The sequence below is a fragment of the Massilia sp. Root418 genome, assembly GCF_001425265.1.
In the GTDB taxonomy this organism is placed as follows: Bacteria; Pseudomonadota; Gammaproteobacteria; order Burkholderiales; family Burkholderiaceae_D; genus Rugamonas.
Window position 1 is genome coordinate 845,124 of the sequence record NZ_LMEC01000001.1, and the last position, 15,002, is coordinate 860,125.

Sequence of the window (15,002 nt, forward strand, 5' to 3'; positions counted from 1 at the left end):
CTTCCAACTGGAGCATCACATGAACGCCCCCTTACGCTTTTATCCGCGCACTGCGGATTCCCCCTACGGCAGCCTGGTGCAGGATGGCGCCGTCGACCCTGCCTTGTACACCGACGCGAAGATCTTCGACGCTGAAATGGAACGGATCTTTGCCCGCACCTGGGTGTGGGTGGCCCACGTCAGCGAACTGCCCAAACCCGGCGACTTCCGCGCCACCTTCGTGGGCCGCAACCCGGTGATTGTCGTGCGCGACCGCCAGGACACCATCCATGTCCTGGAGAACCGCTGCCGGCACCGCGGCGCCACGGTCTGCGAAAAGACCAGGGGCAACGCCACGGGCTTCACCTGCCCTTACCACAGCTGGTCGTACGGGCTGGATGGCAAGCTGCGCGGCCTGCCCTACTCGGACGGCTACGAAGACGTGATCGACAAGGCCGACCTGCCGCTCCGGAGTCTGCGCGTAGGCGTGTACGCCGGCATGATCTTCGCCAGCTACAACCAGGACATCGAGCCGCTCGAGGACTTTCTCGGCAACGCGCGCCACTGGATCGACCTGTTCATGAAACAGGGCGCCGGCTTCCCCGTCAGGACGCAGGGCGAACACAAGTTCACGTTCAAGGGCAACTGGAAAATCCAGCTCGAGAACACCACCGACGGCTACCATTTCCCGGTAGTACATAAAACGTTCCTGCAATCGGTCGATGCCGAAACGTCGGAGATGCTGTCCTTCATGACGGACGAGGAAGCGATCACCCGTTCCCTGGGCAACGGCCACAGCGTGATGGTGATGGTGCCGGAACACGTGGACCTGGATGTCGACGACGGCACCGAACAGCTGCAGGAGCGCTTCCAGCATGTGATCGAGGCATTGTCGAAAGACTATCCGGCCGAACAGGTGCGCCGCATCGTCCGCTCGCTGCACGGCGCCGGCTTCAACCTGAACCTGTTCCCCAACGTGGCAATGTCGATGTCGTTCTTCCGCGTGCTGCGCCCGGTCGCGGTCGACGAGACCGAGATCCGCCACATCGCGCTGGGCATGGACGGCGGCCCCGAGATTGCCAACCGCGAGCGCTTGCGCATCCATGAACACTTCCAGGGACCGTTCGGCTTCGGCAGCCCCGACGACGCGGAAGCGTGGGAACGGGTGCAAAGCGGCGCGCGCGCCGGACGGGATGTCCCCATTCTGGTCAATCGCGGCCTGAACCGTGAGTGGACGGACAGCAACGGCGACAAGGTGTCGCATTCGACAGATGAAACCGGCATGCGTGAAGCCTATGCCATGTGGAAAAGGATGATGAGCAATGACTGAATCGACACTCCCCGTCGCCGACCTGACAACGCCGCTGGGCCGCGCGATCGCGTTCATCTGGCGCGAAGCCGAGCTGCTGGATAACAAGGACTACGACGCCTGGGGCGCCCTGTGGGCCGAGGACGGCCGCTACGTGGTGCCGATCGATCCCGACACGGACGACTTCGAGAGCCAGCTGAACTACGCCTACGACGATGCCCGCATGCGCCGGCTGCGCATCGAGCGCTTCACGTCCGGCTATTCGATGTCGGCCGCCGACTCGGCCAGGACGGTCAGGACGGTGTCGCGCTTTTCGCTGGTGGGGATCGACAACGACATCGTCGAAGTGCGGTCGGCCCAGTTGCTGGCGGCGCACAAGCGCGGCGCGACCACGCTGTTCGCGGCGAACCTGACGCACCGGGTGCGCCTGCTGCCAGACGGCGCCCTGCTGGACCGGAAAGTGGTCCGGCTGATCAATTCACAGGAGGCGCTGAACGCGCTGGGTTTCCTGCTGTAGTACCCGCCCGGGCAGCCCTCGCAAGGGCCGCCCGTTGTTCCAACAAGGCCCTGCACCTGGACCTCTCATCACTATAACAATCGAAGGGTTAGAAATGAGCATGAGCACGAGCACGAGCAGAACAATGAAACGGCACTGCGCTGGTATCGGATCCACGTTGAGGCGCTGGCCCATGTCGCTGTGGCTGGCCGGGTCAACCGCGCTGATGGCCGGCTGCGGCAGCCCGGCCGGCGACCGCACGCTCGTGACCGTTGAAAGCGGTGTCGTCCAGGGCGCGGAGGCTGATGGCGTACTGTCGTTCAAGGGCATTCCCTACGCGGCGGCACCGGTGGGCAACCTGCGCTGGCGCGCCACCCAGCCGGCCACGGCCTGGACCGGGACCCGTCCGGCCACCAGCTTCGGCCGCGACTGCATGCAGCAGGTCTATCCGGGAGATGCCCTGATGATCGCGACCACGCCATCTGAAGATTGCCTGTTCGTGAACGTGTGGCGCCCCACCAGCGAGGTGCCCGCGCGCGACAAGCTGCCCGTGCTGGTCTACATCCACGGTGGCGCCTATACGACCGGCGGCAGCTCGTCGCCTGTGGTTGACGGCAAGCAGTTCGCCAAGGAAGGCGTGATGCTGGTGACCTTCAATTACCGGCTGGGCCGCTTCGGCTTTTTCGCCCACCCGGCCCTGACCGCCGAGCAGCCGAATGAACTGCAGGGCAACTACGCCTACATGGATCAGGTCGCTGCGCTGAAATGGATACAACGCAATATTGCCGCCTTTGGCGGCGATCCGGCCAATGTCACCGTGTCCGGAGAGTCGGCCGGCGGCGAGTCGGTGCACTCGCTGCTGACAACTCCGCTGGCCAAAGGACTGTTCCGCAAAGCGATCGTCCAATCGGGCAATGGCCGCGAGAACCAGGTGTACCGGCTGTACCTGCACCGCGACCCCAAGGGCATCGGCGCCTCCGGCGAAGAAATCGGGGTAACGTTTGCAAAGACCATGGGAATTAACGATACCGGCGCCGCCGGCCTGGCCGCGTTGCGCGCGCTGTCCGCAGACCAGGTCCAGGCCAACCTCTACCTCGGCTACAACTACGCCGGCGGCCCCATGATCGAGGGCAGGATGGTGGTCGACGAACCCGGCGTGCTGTATGCCAGGGGACAGTTCAACCCCGCTGCGATCCTAATCGGCAGCAACGACCTGGATCTCGGCTTTCCCGCACCGGCCGCGACCAAGGATGAAGCGTACGCGGTCTTCGGCGCGCAAAACCTGCAGGCCGCACGGGCCGCTTTCGATCCTCTGGGTACGGCAAGCGTCGATGCGGTGCGGGGCCAGATCGCGCGCGTGCAGCTGATGGACGAGCCTGCGCGTTTCGTGGCACGGACCTTCGCTGCCCAGGGACTGCCAGCCTACGTCTATCGCTTCTCCTACGTGGCGCAGTCGATCCGCGACAAGGTGCCGGGCGCGGTGCATGCGGCCGAAATGCCGTACGTGTTCGGCACCCTGCCGGTCACGTACGGCGCCGCCGTGACCAGCCAGGACACGACGCTGTCAAGGCTGACCACGAGCTACTGGGCGCAGTTTGTCAAGTCGGGCAATCCAAACGGCGCCGGGCTCGCCGGCTGGCCAGCCTATGCGGGCGAAAAGAACGGCCTGATGGAGTTCACTGCAGCCGGCACCGCCAAGCCGTTTGAAGCCGATCCGCTGAAAGCCCAGCTTGATCTCGTACAGGCGGTCAGCGACCGGAAAGCCGCGCAATAGCGCGGTGCCCTGCAAAAGACCCGCGCAAGTTGGCGCGCGGGCTCCCCGTACGCAGAGTGCGGCGCGCCGAGGGCAAAGAAATCAGCGCGAACCCCCTGCGCAGAACATCTCCGCAATCGTCGCTCGCAGCCATGCTATGCCTGCATCCGCCGCGAACCGCTGGTGCACGTGCAGCTTGACTTCGATCGGCGGCAGGTCGAACGGGAGCGCGAGCAATCGATAGGCGCGTCCCCGGTTGAAGCGCTCCGCTATGCTGCGAGGGAACATCAAGGCCAGATCGGTGCTGCGCACAGTCTCCGGCGCGGCAATGAAATGCGGTAGCTTGAGCACCACACTGCGTTCGATATTCAACTGGCCCAGCCATTTCTCGGTCAGGCCATGGCCGGTCGCGCCACTGTCGGTTACCACGTACCGCAAGCGCCCCAGCGCCTCGCGGGTCAACGCGCGCTTGCCGAGCGGATGCCCCGCACGCAGCATGCACACATACTCATCATGGAACAAAGTCTGCGACTGACAGTCGCCGGACAGGCCTGGGACATAGCCCAGCGCTAGGTCGATCTCGCCCGAACGCATCCCGCTTTCGACGTTTGCCAAAGGGATCGGCACGATCTCGATCGCGATGCCCGGCGCGTTTTCCTGGAACGCAGACAGCAGCGGCGGCAGGAAGTAGAAAGCGGACATGTCCGACATCGAAATGCGGAACCGCCGGGTCGACGTCGCGGCGTCGAAGCCGGCATGGCGCTGCATCGCCCCATACAGCATATCGAGCGCACGGTCGATCGGACCATGCAGGCGCATGGCCGCTTCCGTCGGCTGCATGCCCTCCGCGGTGCGCACGAAGAGCGGGTCGCCGAAGGCATCGCGCAAACGCCGCAAGCCGTGGCTGACAGCCGGCTGGGACAACGCAAGACGGTCCGCAGCGAGCGTCAGGCTGTGCGTCTCCCACACCGCCAGAAAAACCCGCATCAGGTTCAGGTCCACGGTACCAGTATTCATTTTCTGCATAGTGCCCATTCCCGATCTTCAGTTGACGATAAATTACCGGAACGCCTATCGTTCCTTATCGAGTCACCGTCCTGTCACAAAAAACGGGCCGGCTATCGGACTGCCTGACCCGCAGACAAACCAGATAATTTTAATCGACCGGGAGCACAACATGAGCGCATTTTGGGACCGCATCCGCATTGGCGATCCAGCCGGCAGCATCTTCGATGGCGATCGCCGCTACCTGATGATGCGCACCGACGTCCTGATGGGCATGGTGCAGGAAATGCCAGCCGCGCTGCGCGCCCAAGCCCTCGATGCGCTGGCAGCATCGGCGTACCGGCACGGTGGCCAGAGCGTGCGTGCCTACCGCGAGGCCGGCAGCCTTGACGGCCTCGCGCCTACGGTGATCGAAGGCGCCGCCGCATTCGGCTGGGGCACCTGGCACTTCACCGCAGGCCGGCTGCAGGCAGAACTCGAAGTCGAGAACAGCCCGTTTGCGGCCGGATACGGCCCGTCCGAGATACCCGTTTGCGCACCGATACGCGGCATCTTCCACAGCCTTGCACAGACTGTGCTGGGCAGCGACGTGGAGGTGGCCGAAACACACTGCGCCGCGCAGCACGGCGGCCGCTGCCGCTTCGTTGCACGGCGTACCGATCACATCAACGCGCCGCTTTCCTGACCCCTACCCGGCGCAGCCTTTCAATCCACGAAAACCGCAGAACGACGAAGGAGACATCATGTCCGCATCCACCCTGTACCATCCCGCCACACCCACCCCACCGGTCCCCTTAGTGCAGCCTATGTCCGGCGCGGCGCCGGCGGCGCTTGACAAGGTATTGCTCGAAGTGGCCCAGCGCCGGGAAGAATTCACCGCGCTCGGCCATGTGCCGCGCGAGGTGGTCGACAGCTTCAAGCAAGCCGGCATCTACCGCGCCGGCACGCCGCGCTGCTTCGGCGGCGACGCCATGCCGCCGGCACAGTTCCTGCGCATCGTCGAGCGCATCGCGGCCGTTGACGGCTCGGCCGCCTGGGTCGCCAGCTTCGGTTCGGCAAACACCTACCTGGCCGCGCTTCCGAAGGCAACCCAGGCGTTGATCTATGCGAGCGGCCCGGACCAGGTGTTCGCCGGCGCACTGTATCCGCCGCAGCCGGCGGTGCGCATGCCCGACGGCTGGCAAGTCACCGGCCAGTGGAAGTTCGCCAGCGGCTGCATGGGCGCCAGCTGGCTTGGCGTGGGCATCGGCGGCGGCCCCGGCGCCAAACCGCTGGCCGCGATCCTGCCGGCGGAGCGGGTCGAAATCGTCGAGAACTGGGATGTGGTGGGGCTGGAAGGCACCGGCAGCCACGACCTGCGCGTCAGCGGCCAGTTCGTGGCGGACGACTGGACGTTCCAGCGCGGCAGCGGCGCCGTCATCGATGAACCGCTGTACCGCTATCCCGCCACCTGTTACCAGGCGCAGGTCCACGCGGCAGTCAATATCGGCCTGGCGCGCGCGGCGCTGGCAATCGTCAACGATATGTCGGCCGGCAAAGTCACCACCACCGGCGCGCCGCGCATGGCCGACCGGGCCTACTTCCGTATTGAACTGGCCAGGGCGCAGGCGCAGTTCGACAGCGCGCGGGCGTACTTCTACGAATCCGCCGAGGCGGTCTACGACGCCATCGTCGCCGGCAATGACGCCTCGCCGGAGCAGGTGGCCACCTTGAAATTGAGTGCCACGCATGCCGCACAAACCGCCGCCGACGTGGTGCGGGACGCCTACCGCCTGGGCGGTATGGCTTCCATCTACAGCAAGCATCCCCTGCAGCGGATCGTGCGCGATTCGATGGTCGTGACACAGCACGCCTTCCTCAGCAGCGGCAACTACGACGGCGCCGGCGCGGTACTGGTCGGTGTTCCACCCTTCCCCGGTTTCCTGTGAGGCAGCCATGAACGCCGATACCGCACCAACTGCTGCGCACGACGCCGGCCCCGAGGCGCTGCGCCTGCGCTTCCGCGAAGCGATGGCCAATCTGCCGGCGGCCGTCAATATCGTCACCACGGCCGGCCCGGCCGGCCGCTGCGGCATCACCGCCACGGCAGTCTGTTCGGTCAGCGACACGCCGCCCACGCTGCTGTTCTGCATCAACCGCAACAGCACCACGCTCTCGGCATTCGAGCAAAACCGGCAGCTGTGCATCAACGTGCTGCCGGCCGAATGCGACGAACTGGCCAGGCACTTCGCGGGCATGAGCGGCCTGTCGATGGAAGAGCGGTTCCAGGCCGCGAACTGGATCGCCGGCGGCGCCGCCGTGCCACGGCTGGAACACGCTCTGGTCAGTCTCGCCGGCCGCGTGGTCGACGTGGCGCAGGTTGGCACGCATGCGGTCATTTTCGCCCAGATCGACGACATCGCCATCCGCCAGCAGGCCGACGCGCTGGTGTATTTCGACCGCACTTTCCGCCGTGTTACGCGGCAAGCAGAAGCACAACCGGCGTGACGCCCCCGGCAGCACCGCGGCAATCGCCGGCATCATAACGATAAGATTCACTTACTTCAGGAGTCCGCACCATGAAAAACCGCTCTCTCATCCGAATCGCCGCGCTGGCCGCGGTATTGTCCTCGCCATTGCTGGGCTGGGCCTCCGACCTCAAACTGGGTTTCATCACCTCGCTGTCGGGTCCCTCGTCCTCGCTGGGGATTCCCTACTCGAAGGGCTTGCAGGCCGGCGTAACGTTCCGGCCCGATATCGACGGCAAGAAGGTGCAGGTCGTGCAGCTCGACGATGCTTCCGATCCGACCACGGCGGCGCGCAATGCCCGCAAGCTGATCGTGGAGGACAATGTCGACGCGCTGATCGGCACCGCGGGCACGCCATCGGGCATCGCGATCGCCGGCGTCGCCCGCGAACTGAAGGTGCCCTTCATCTCGGTCGCCCAGGTCAAGCCCGACGCCGGTGCGGGCGGCTGGATGGTCAACGTACCGCAGGCCACGCCGCTGATGGTCGAGACGCTCGTCGCGCACATGCAGCGCTCCGGCGTCAAGACCGTCGCCTACATCGGTTTCTCCGATGCGTGGGGCGATATCGTCTACGACGCCCTGCTCGCCGCCGCGAAGAAGAACAACATCAAGGTCGTGACCAATGAACGCTATGCACGCAACGACAGCTCGGTGACCGGCCAGGCACTGAAAATCGTCGCTGCCAAGCCGGATGCGGTACTGAGCGGCACCTCCGGCACCCCCGGCGCGCTGGCCTACCTCGGACTGGCCGCGCGCGGATACCGCGGCAAGATCTACGGCACCCATGGCATCATCAATCCCGACTTCATCCGTGTCGGGGGGGCTGCGCTGGACAACCTGTATGCGCCCACCGGACCGGTGGTGGTGGCCGACCAGCTACCCGCCACTCATCCATCGCGTAAAATCTCGCTCGATTTCCGCAGCGCGTACAAGAAGACATTCCAGGCCGATGCGACCGATGCGTTCGCACCCTACGCGTTCGATGCCTGGCTGATCTTCCTGGATGCCGCGCAGCGCACGATGGCACAGAAGCAGCCCGGCACGCCGGAGTTCCGTGCGGCGCTGCTCAATGCACTCCTGTCCACCAATGAGCTGGTCGGCACGCAAGGGGTGTACAACTTCCGCCCAGAAAATATCTTCAGTACCGATCCGCGTTCGGTCGTCATGGTCAGGCTCGAAAAAGGCAAGTGGCAATACCTGCCCTGATCCACGCGCAGCGTTCCAAAGCCCGGCCGCGCAAGCGGCCGTCCGCACTTTTGTGAGACCAATCACCATGCCCGATCTATTGAATCGAATCCTCGCCGTCAAGCGCGCCGAAATCTCAGCCGCGTGCCGGCTGCAAGATTTGGCCAGCTTGCGCAGCGAGGTGGAATCCGCACCCGCAGCAGAGCGCCGGACCCGCGGCTTCCACGACAGCCTGCGCCGGAAAATCGCAGCCGGCCAATCCGGCGTGATCGCCGAGATCAAGCGAGCCGCCCCATCGGCCGGCCTGCTGCAGCCCGATTTTCAGCCGGATGCGCTCGCCGCCAGTTACGCCGGCCACGGCGCCGCCTGCCTCTCGGTGCTCACCGATGCACAATTCTTCGGCGGCACGCCGGGCGACCTGCGCAAGGCGCGCACGGCCTGTGCGCTGCCCGTACTACGCAAGGACTTCATCATCAGTCCATATCAGGTGTACCAGGCGCGCGCATGGGGCGCCGATTGCATTCTGCTGATCGTGGCCGCGCTCGATCCGGCACTGATGGCCGACCTGGAGTGCCTGGCCCACGCGCTGGGAATGGACGTGCTGGTCGAGGCGCATGACCGGCAGGAACTCGATGCGGCCCTGCGGCTCCGCACACGGCTGATCGGTATCAATAACCGCAACCTGCGCACACTCGCCACCAGCGTGCAAACGACCATCGACCTGCGCTCCAGCATTCCACCGGACAGGTTGCTGGTCACCGAATCGGGTATCCGCACGCCCGGCGACGTTTCGCTGCTGCGCGACGCAGGCGTTCACGCCTACCTGGTGGGTGAGGCCTTCCTGCGCACCCCGGATCCGGGTGCGGAAATGGCCCGGCTTTTCGGATGAGGCGCGGCCCCATCCTGGCGCGCGTCCGCGCAATGCCAGGCTAACGCAGCAAACGCAGCCCGTACAATGCGCCCGTCATCGCCCCCGGCCTGGCAACGAACTTCACCGTCAGCGACCCGTTGAGCAGTTCAGACGGAATCGCCACATCCGTGCCGTAAAACGCCTGCGTGTTCTTCTCCAGTGTGACCGTGGCGATCTGCCGGCCATTGACCAGCACATCGAAAACAGGGCCGGAATCATCGCCGCTGAAGGTCAGCCTCAGGCTCTTCGCTTCCAGTTTTGGGTCCTTCAGCACATAGCTGAACCATCCGCTTGCACGGCGCCAATGCCTGTCCTTGGCGACGCCAGCATCGGCGCCCTCGGCCGCAAACGCGTGATCGGACTCCGGCTGCTGCTCGCCCGGCGCCACCTGATCGATGGTCTGCGCGTCGAGGGCGAGGCGCTCGGCTTCGGCCTTGGCCGCTGCGTCGCGTGTGGCCTTCTCGCCGGCCGGGGTCGAATACGGCCAGTAGATCGTATAGCGCGAATCGTGCAGCCGGAAGAACGGAACGAGTTTCATGTCCAGCGCGCCGACGCCCTGGATCAGCCCCGGCGCCGTGAACGTCATCGGCTCGCCCTTGACCGCCTTGAACTTCTTCACAAAGTCACGTGTGTCGCTCACGAACATCGGCGCCGCCGCCGCCGGACACACAGCCCCATGGGCGACATGCGAGCCCGAATCGCCCGCGAACACGTTGAGCTTCTCATTGGCGTGCAGCTGCGTCTTGGCCGCCAACACGATCGGCCCGCGCAGCACCGCATAATAGTCCGACCGGTCCGGCATGCGCTCCAGGGTCGTTTGCATCGGCACGGTCACGTCGATGCGGTCGCCCTTGCGCCAGTGGCGCTTGACGCTGACATAGCTGCCTGGCTCGCCATTGACCTTGACCGGCTTGCCATTGACCTTCACCTGCATGGCTGCGCGCGCAGTCCAGCCCGGATAGCGCAGCTTGACGGTAAATACGCCATCGCCGTCGACCTCCAGGCGGCTGGTGTCGGCATCCGGAAAGCGCGTCTTCTGTGTAATGCGCACACCCTTCTCGCGCCACTCCAACGTTGAGGACGTGTACAGGTTGACGAACAGAGCATCCTTCTCATGGGCGTAGATAAATTCGCCATACTTGGATTGGCTCTCGATCCCCGAGCCGACGCAGCACCACATGGAGTTGTCAGCCTGCGAATACACGCGGTAGTGGTTCGGCCGCATCGGCGTGAAGTACACCAGGCCGCCGGTTTCCGGGTGCTGCGATGACAGGATGTGATTGAAAAGCGCACGCTCCATGTAATCGGCGTAGCGCACGTCCGGGTCGCGGCGGAACAGCATTTCCGACAGGCGCAACATGTTGTAGGTGTTGCAGGTCTCGGGGCCTTCGACGGCGCTGATCATCGACGAGAAGTCTTTGTCGTCGTGGAAGTGCTCGCGGACGCTGTTACCACCGATGGCCACGGTGCGGTGATCGTGTACCGTGCGCCAGAAAAATTCCGCGGCCTTGTGCAGCTTCTGGTCGCCGCCCAGCGCGGCGATGCGCTCGAAGCCGATCACTTTCGGAATCTGCGTGTTGGCGTGCATGCCGGTCAGCTTGTCCTTGCCCTCTTGCAGAGGCTGCAGCAAAACCTGATGCGAGAAGCGCTGCGCCAGCGCCAGGTATTTTTTATCGCCGGTCAGTTCGTATACATCGGCCAGCACTTCGTTCATGCCGCCATGTTCGGCGCGCAGCATGGACTGCATCTGCTCATCGCTCAGCGCCGCCGTCAGCTTGAGCGCCCAGTCGGCCATCCCGACCAACATGGCGCGCGCGTCCTGGCTGCCGCCATAGCGATAGGCGTCGCGCAGGCCGGCGTAGGTCTTGTGCAGGTTGTACCAGGGGACCCACTTGCCGTTAACGCCAAAGTTGTCGGCCCTGATCTCGCCTTTGGCGATGTCCTGCCACGCCTTGCTGCCTTCCGGGACGCCGCCGATGTAGCCGTTGCCGTTGGCCTGCTGGCACTTCTTGAGTTCATTGACGAAGTAGTCGAGGCGTTCCTTGACCATGGCGTCGCCGGTCGACGCATACAGCAGCGCCAGCGCCGACAGATAGTGGCCGCCGATGTGACCGTCCAGGCCGTGCGATTCCCAGTTGCCATAGCTCGGCGCTTTCAGCGGCAAACCGGCTTCTCGCTGGAAAGGCGCGAGCAGTTTGTCCTGATCGAGCGACATCAGGTAATGCAGATTGCGGTTCTGGGCATCGAGGAAGGGACCGGCGCCAAGACGAACGTCGGCCAGCGGAAAGCGATCCGCGGCCGACGCCGTCAATGCCGTTGCTGCCAGCAGAAAACCGGCGAGGAGTTTGCTCATGGAAGTTCTTTTACCTTTACTTTGAAAGCGGTCCAATTCTTTTGGGACGACCAGCGGCCTTCCGCCCCGTTTTTTCATGCCGTGCCGTCCCAGCGCCAAGTTCAGCTCGCACTGCTGCCAGTTCAGTTAAAATTCTTGGGCCGGCAAGGTTCTCATCGAATGCACGGCGCGTGCAATACCTGAAATCACCAACTATGCGAACGATTTTGACGCACCTGCCATCAACCGCCTGAACCGCACAGCTCAGCGAAGCCCACAACCGGCTCGCTACCGGGCGGGATCCCAAACGGAGGAAGTGTAGTAATAACCAGACCCATTCTCATTTTGCTGGCAGCCATGTCGATTTGGCCTTGCCTGGATTTCAGGCAATCGTCAACTGTAGAGCCGGAACAGCATGTCCACGCCGCGCCTGGCGCGCGACTCTATCTCCTGCTCCGTCATCGCCAGGGCAACTCTCAGGTTAATTCTGAGCACCCTGTTCCCATACCACAGGGCAGTGAGGTCCTCCGCCGCAGCTGCGGGATCATCGATCTTGAGGACTCCGTCGTCCGCGGCGCGGCTTAAGATCTGCGTTAGCAGGGAATAGCCCCGGCCTGGCCCGGCGTCATACAAACGAAGGGCAAGTTCGGGATAGATATCGTATGCCGATGCGATCAGGCGGTCCCAGCCCATCAAGCGCTGTTCGTTTGCAAATCGCAGGTAGCGAATGCCAAACGCAAGCAAGGTTGCACCCAAGTCGTCGGTTTCAGCTTGCAGCAAGTCTTCCTCTGAAATCGTGCGCGCTGACTCCCGCAACAAAACCATTTCAATGAATGTTTCCTTGTCGCGGAAATATGTGTAAAACGTCGTCTTGGCTATGCCGGCTTGTGCAACGACTGCATCCACGGTTACGCGGATGCCGTAACTCAAGAGTAATTCCCTGCCGACGTCCATTAACGTTTCTCTGCATTCGAGCTTTCTCGGACGGCCACGCTTACGCTTGATATCATTCATCGGCTTTTAAGATAGTAAGCGCATAGCAATAGGCCCCCCACCACGGTCAAGTGCTCCAGAGCGATATGGAGTTCGGCTGTACGGCGCGGTTCAGCGAATGTCCAAAACGCATGCCCAAATGGAATGGTCAGCAACGTAAACAGGGCCAGCGCGATGGCGCCGCACCAGCCAAAGCCGGCAAAATTTGAAATGACAAGCAGTGACCCTCCCAATTGAAGCGCAATAGTCGCGGCGGCCAGCAGGCGCTCATTTGGCAGCCCTATCGCCTGCGCCTCTGCGGCTACGGCGGAAAAATTAAACAAACCAAAGATGCCTGCGCTCCAAAACAACACCGTCAACACGGCGCGCAATCCCATATCCATGACAACTCCTTTTAACTGAAAGAGGTCAATATATCGTACTTCCCAGTAGGAAAAATCGCGTCATGGAGTGCCCAGTCCTGGTCGTTCGCATAGGGATCGGCCACGCGCGCGTGCTGGCCATTGATGGCGAGCGGGAACACATAGGCAGCGGATGCGCGCCCGTCGGCCTGGAACAGCAACAGGTTGTTTTGATGGAAGGAGATGACCGTGATCGTGCTCCAATAATGCCATTTCAGCGGGCACCACGTTCAGCACGACCGGCGTCTTCGTGCTTGCGATCCCCGCCTGCATGCCAGAACATGGTCCAGGCCAAGGCGCGCGCCTCGGCCCCACACGCTGTAAAACGCCAGCTAGTGGTCGTAGAACGGCGCGGCGATGGCCAGCGCCAGCGCGCTCTTTTGTGGCGCGATACCGGCCAGAGCGTCTGTCAATTCGCCGTAAATATACTAAGTGGATATACCTGACGCACAAAAAAAATCGGCTCCAAACGGAGCCGATATTAATTAAAAACCACAATTTTTGTATTCTGTCATTCCCACTCGATGGTCGCTGGCGGCTTGCCGCTGATGTCGTACACCACGCGGTTCAGGCCGCGCACTTCATTGATGATGCGGTTGGACACCTTGCCCAGCAGCGCATGCGGCAGGTGCGCCCAGTGCGCGGTCATGAAGTCCTGCGTCTGCACGGCGCGCAGCGCCACCACGTATTCGTAGGTGCGGCCGTCGCCCATCACGCCCACCGACTTCACCGGCAGGAACACGGCGAACGCCTGCGACGTCGCCTCGTACCAGTTCTTAGGCAGCTCTTCCGTATTCACGGCCTGGCCGGCCACGAACTCGTACGGGGTGTTGCGCAGTTCTTCGATGAAGATGGCGTCGGCCTGGCGCAGCAGGTCGGCGTATTCCTTCTTCACTTCACCCAGGATGCGCACGCCCAGGCCTGGACCCGGGAATGGATGGCGGTAGACCATGTCATGCGGCAGGCCCAGCGCCACGCCCAGCTTGCGTACTTCGTCCTTGAACAGTTCGCGCAGCGGTTCGAGCAGCTTGAGCTTCATGGTGTCCGGCAGGCCGCCCACGTTGTGGTGCGACTTGATGGTCTGGCCCTTCTTGCCCTTGCCGGCCGATTCGATCACGTCCGGGTAGATGGTGCCCTGCGCCAGCCACTTGGCGTTCACCAGCTTGCCCGACTCCACCTGGAACACTTCCACGAACTCGCGGCCGATGATCTTGCGCTTCTGCTCGGGATCGGTCACGCCGGCCAGGTGGCCCATGAACTGGTCGGTGGCATCCACGCGGATCACCTTCACGCCCAGGTTCTTGGCGAACATATTCATCACCATTTCGCCTTCGTTCAGGCGCAGCAGACCGTGGTCCACGAAGACGCAGGTCAGCTGGTCGCCGATGGCGCGGTGGATCAGCGCGGCAGCCACGGACGAGTCCACGCCGCCCGACAGGCCCAGGATCACTTCATCGCTGCCCACTTGCGCGCGGATCTTCTCCACGGCTTCGGAAATGTAGTCGGGCATGTTCCAGTCGGATTTGCAGCCGCAGATTTCGTGCACGAAGCGGCCCAGCATGGCCTTGCCCTGCTCGGTGTGCGTCACTTCCGGGTGGAATTGCACGCCGTAGAAGTTGCGCTCTTCGTCCGCCATGGCGGCGATCGGGCAGCTGGGCGTGTCGCCCATCAGCTTGAAGCCCGGCGGCATGTCCAGCACCTTGTCGCCGTGGCTCATCCACACTTTCAGCATGCCGTGGCCTTCCGGCGTGACGAAGTCGTTGATGCCGTCCAGCAGCTTGGTGTGGTTGCGGGCGCGCACTTCGGCGTAGCCGAATTCGCGCACCAGGCCGTTCTCGACCTTGCCGCCCAGCTGGGCCGCCATGGTCTGCATGCCGTAGCAGATGCCCAGCACCGGCACGCCCAGCTCGAACACCGCTTGCGGCGCGCGCGGCGAGTCGCCTTCCAGGGTGGAGTTGTGGCTGCCCGACAGGATCACGCCGGAGGCGCCGTAATTGCGCACGAAGTCGTCACCGATATCGTAGGGATAGACTTCGGAGAACACGCCGGAGTCGCGCACGCGGCGGGCGATCAGCTGGGTAACCTGGGAACCGAAATCGAGAATGAGGATTTTAGAGTGCATGGATGAGCGC

Annotated in this window: 13 protein-coding genes; 8 read left to right on the forward strand and 5 right to left on the reverse strand. The window is 63.5% G+C overall.

The window, feature by feature from the left end:
- The first annotated feature begins 19 nt into the window (after positions 1–19).
- From ASC94_RS03395 to ASC94_RS03405, 3 genes are all read left to right on the forward strand, one after another.
- The gene (locus tag ASC94_RS03395) at positions 20–1,309 is read left to right on the forward strand and encodes a Rieske 2Fe-2S domain-containing protein (protein ID WP_056390712.1); all 1,290 of its coding nucleotides are present in this window, start codon (positions 20–22) and stop codon (positions 1,307–1,309) included.
- The gene (locus tag ASC94_RS03400; RefSeq protein ID WP_056390714.1) at positions 1,302–1,805 is read left to right on the forward strand and encodes an aromatic-ring-hydroxylating dioxygenase subunit beta; all 504 of its coding nucleotides are present in this window, start codon (positions 1,302–1,304) and stop codon (positions 1,803–1,805) included. Before ASC94_RS03395 ends, ASC94_RS03400 begins: the two co-directional genes overlap by 8 nt.
- A 172-nt stretch (positions 1,806–1,977) precedes the next feature.
- Positions 1,978–3,558: a carboxylesterase/lipase family protein gene (locus ASC94_RS03405; protein WP_056390719.1), complete on the forward strand. Its 1,581-nt coding sequence runs from the start codon at positions 1,978–1,980 to the stop codon at positions 3,556–3,558.
- An 81-nt stretch (positions 3,559–3,639) separates the two neighbouring features.
- Here the strand turns inward: ASC94_RS03405 and ASC94_RS03410 are convergent, their stop codons facing one another.
- On the reverse strand, positions 3,640–4,563 hold the full coding sequence (locus ASC94_RS03410) for a LysR family transcriptional regulator (RefSeq protein WP_056392089.1): 924 nt from the start codon (positions 4,561–4,563) through the stop codon (positions 3,640–3,642).
- Between the two features lie 151 nt (positions 4,564–4,714).
- Between ASC94_RS03410 and ASC94_RS03415 the strand changes: the two genes are divergently transcribed.
- The 5 genes from ASC94_RS03415 (at position 4,715) to trpC (ending at position 9,123) form a co-directional block, all read left to right on the forward strand.
- Positions 4,715–5,227, forward strand: a complete 513-nt coding sequence (locus tag ASC94_RS03415; protein WP_056390722.1) for a V4R domain-containing protein — start codon at positions 4,715–4,717, stop codon at positions 5,225–5,227.
- A 58-nt stretch (positions 5,228–5,285) separates the two neighbouring features.
- Complete coding sequence (locus ASC94_RS03420) at positions 5,286–6,470, forward strand: acyl-CoA dehydrogenase family protein (RefSeq protein WP_082616117.1); 1,185 nt, start codon at positions 5,286–5,288, stop codon at positions 6,468–6,470.
- 7 nt (positions 6,471–6,477) lie between these two features.
- Complete coding sequence (gene hpaC, locus ASC94_RS03425) at positions 6,478–7,029, forward strand: 4-hydroxyphenylacetate 3-monooxygenase, reductase component (protein ID WP_082616119.1); 552 nt, start codon at positions 6,478–6,480, stop codon at positions 7,027–7,029.
- A 71-nt stretch (positions 7,030–7,100) separates the two neighbouring features.
- Complete coding sequence (locus tag ASC94_RS03430; RefSeq protein ID WP_056390727.1) at positions 7,101–8,255, forward strand: ABC transporter substrate-binding protein; 1,155 nt, start codon at positions 7,101–7,103, stop codon at positions 8,253–8,255.
- 67 nt (positions 8,256–8,322) lie between these two features.
- Positions 8,323–9,123, forward strand: coding sequence for an indole-3-glycerol phosphate synthase TrpC (gene trpC / locus ASC94_RS03435; protein ID WP_056390730.1), 801 nt, complete (start codon positions 8,323–8,325; stop codon positions 9,121–9,123).
- A gap of 40 nt (positions 9,124–9,163) precedes the next feature.
- Here the strand turns inward: trpC and ASC94_RS03440 are convergent, their stop codons facing one another.
- From ASC94_RS03440 to guaA, 4 genes are all read right to left on the reverse strand, one after another.
- Positions 9,164–11,497, reverse strand: a complete 2,334-nt coding sequence (locus ASC94_RS03440; RefSeq protein ID WP_056390733.1) for a glycoside hydrolase family 127 protein — start codon at positions 11,495–11,497, stop codon at positions 9,164–9,166.
- A 372-nt stretch (positions 11,498–11,869) separates the two neighbouring features.
- Positions 11,870–12,490, reverse strand: a complete 621-nt coding sequence (locus ASC94_RS03445) for a TetR/AcrR family transcriptional regulator (protein WP_082616121.1) — start codon at positions 12,488–12,490, stop codon at positions 11,870–11,872.
- Complete coding sequence (locus ASC94_RS03450) at positions 12,487–12,852, reverse strand: DoxX family protein (protein WP_056390740.1); 366 nt, start codon at positions 12,850–12,852, stop codon at positions 12,487–12,489. The genes ASC94_RS03445 and ASC94_RS03450 overlap by 4 nt, the downstream gene beginning before the upstream one ends.
- A gap of 529 nt (positions 12,853–13,381) precedes the next feature.
- On the reverse strand, positions 13,382–14,992 hold the full coding sequence (gene guaA, locus ASC94_RS03455) for a glutamine-hydrolyzing GMP synthase (protein ID WP_056390742.1): 1,611 nt from the start codon (positions 14,990–14,992) through the stop codon (positions 13,382–13,384).
- Positions 14,993–15,002: the final 10 nt, after the last annotated feature.

Bases quoted from the DNA above. Each gene is read 5' to 3' on its own strand.
- ASC94_RS03430 (WP_056390727.1), top strand. From the start codon at position 7,101: ATGAAAAACCGCTCTCTCATCCGAATCGCCGCGCTGGCCGCGGTATTG.
- trpC (WP_056390730.1), top strand. From the start codon at position 8,323: ATGCCCGATCTATTGAATCGAATCCTCGCCGTCAAGCGCGCCGAAATC.
- ASC94_RS03415 (WP_056390722.1), top strand. From the start codon at position 4,715: ATGAGCGCATTTTGGGACCGCATCCGCATTGGCGATCCAGCCGGCAGC.
- hpaC (WP_082616119.1), top strand. From the start codon at position 6,478: ATGAACGCCGATACCGCACCAACTGCTGCGCACGACGCCGGCCCCGAG.
- ASC94_RS03450 (WP_056390740.1), bottom strand. From the start codon at position 12,852: ATGGATATGGGATTGCGCGCCGTGTTGACGGTGTTGTTTTGGAGCGCA.
- ASC94_RS03445 (WP_082616121.1), bottom strand. From the start codon at position 12,490: ATGAATGATATCAAGCGTAAGCGTGGCCGTCCGAGAAAGCTCGAATGC.
- ASC94_RS03405 (WP_056390719.1), top strand. From the start codon at position 1,978: ATGTCGCTGTGGCTGGCCGGGTCAACCGCGCTGATGGCCGGCTGCGGC.
- ASC94_RS03440 (WP_056390733.1), bottom strand. From the start codon at position 11,497: ATGAGCAAACTCCTCGCCGGTTTTCTGCTGGCAGCAACGGCATTGACG.
- ASC94_RS03400 (WP_056390714.1), top strand. From the start codon at position 1,302: ATGACTGAATCGACACTCCCCGTCGCCGACCTGACAACGCCGCTGGGC.
- guaA (WP_056390742.1), bottom strand. From the start codon at position 14,992: ATGCACTCTAAAATCCTCATTCTCGATTTCGGTTCCCAGGTTACCCAG.
- ASC94_RS03420 (WP_082616117.1), top strand. From the start codon at position 5,286: ATGTCCGCATCCACCCTGTACCATCCCGCCACACCCACCCCACCGGTC.
- ASC94_RS03410 (WP_056392089.1), bottom strand. From the start codon at position 4,563: ATGCAGAAAATGAATACTGGTACCGTGGACCTGAACCTGATGCGGGTT.
- ASC94_RS03395 (WP_056390712.1), top strand. From the start codon at position 20: ATGAACGCCCCCTTACGCTTTTATCCGCGCACTGCGGATTCCCCCTAC.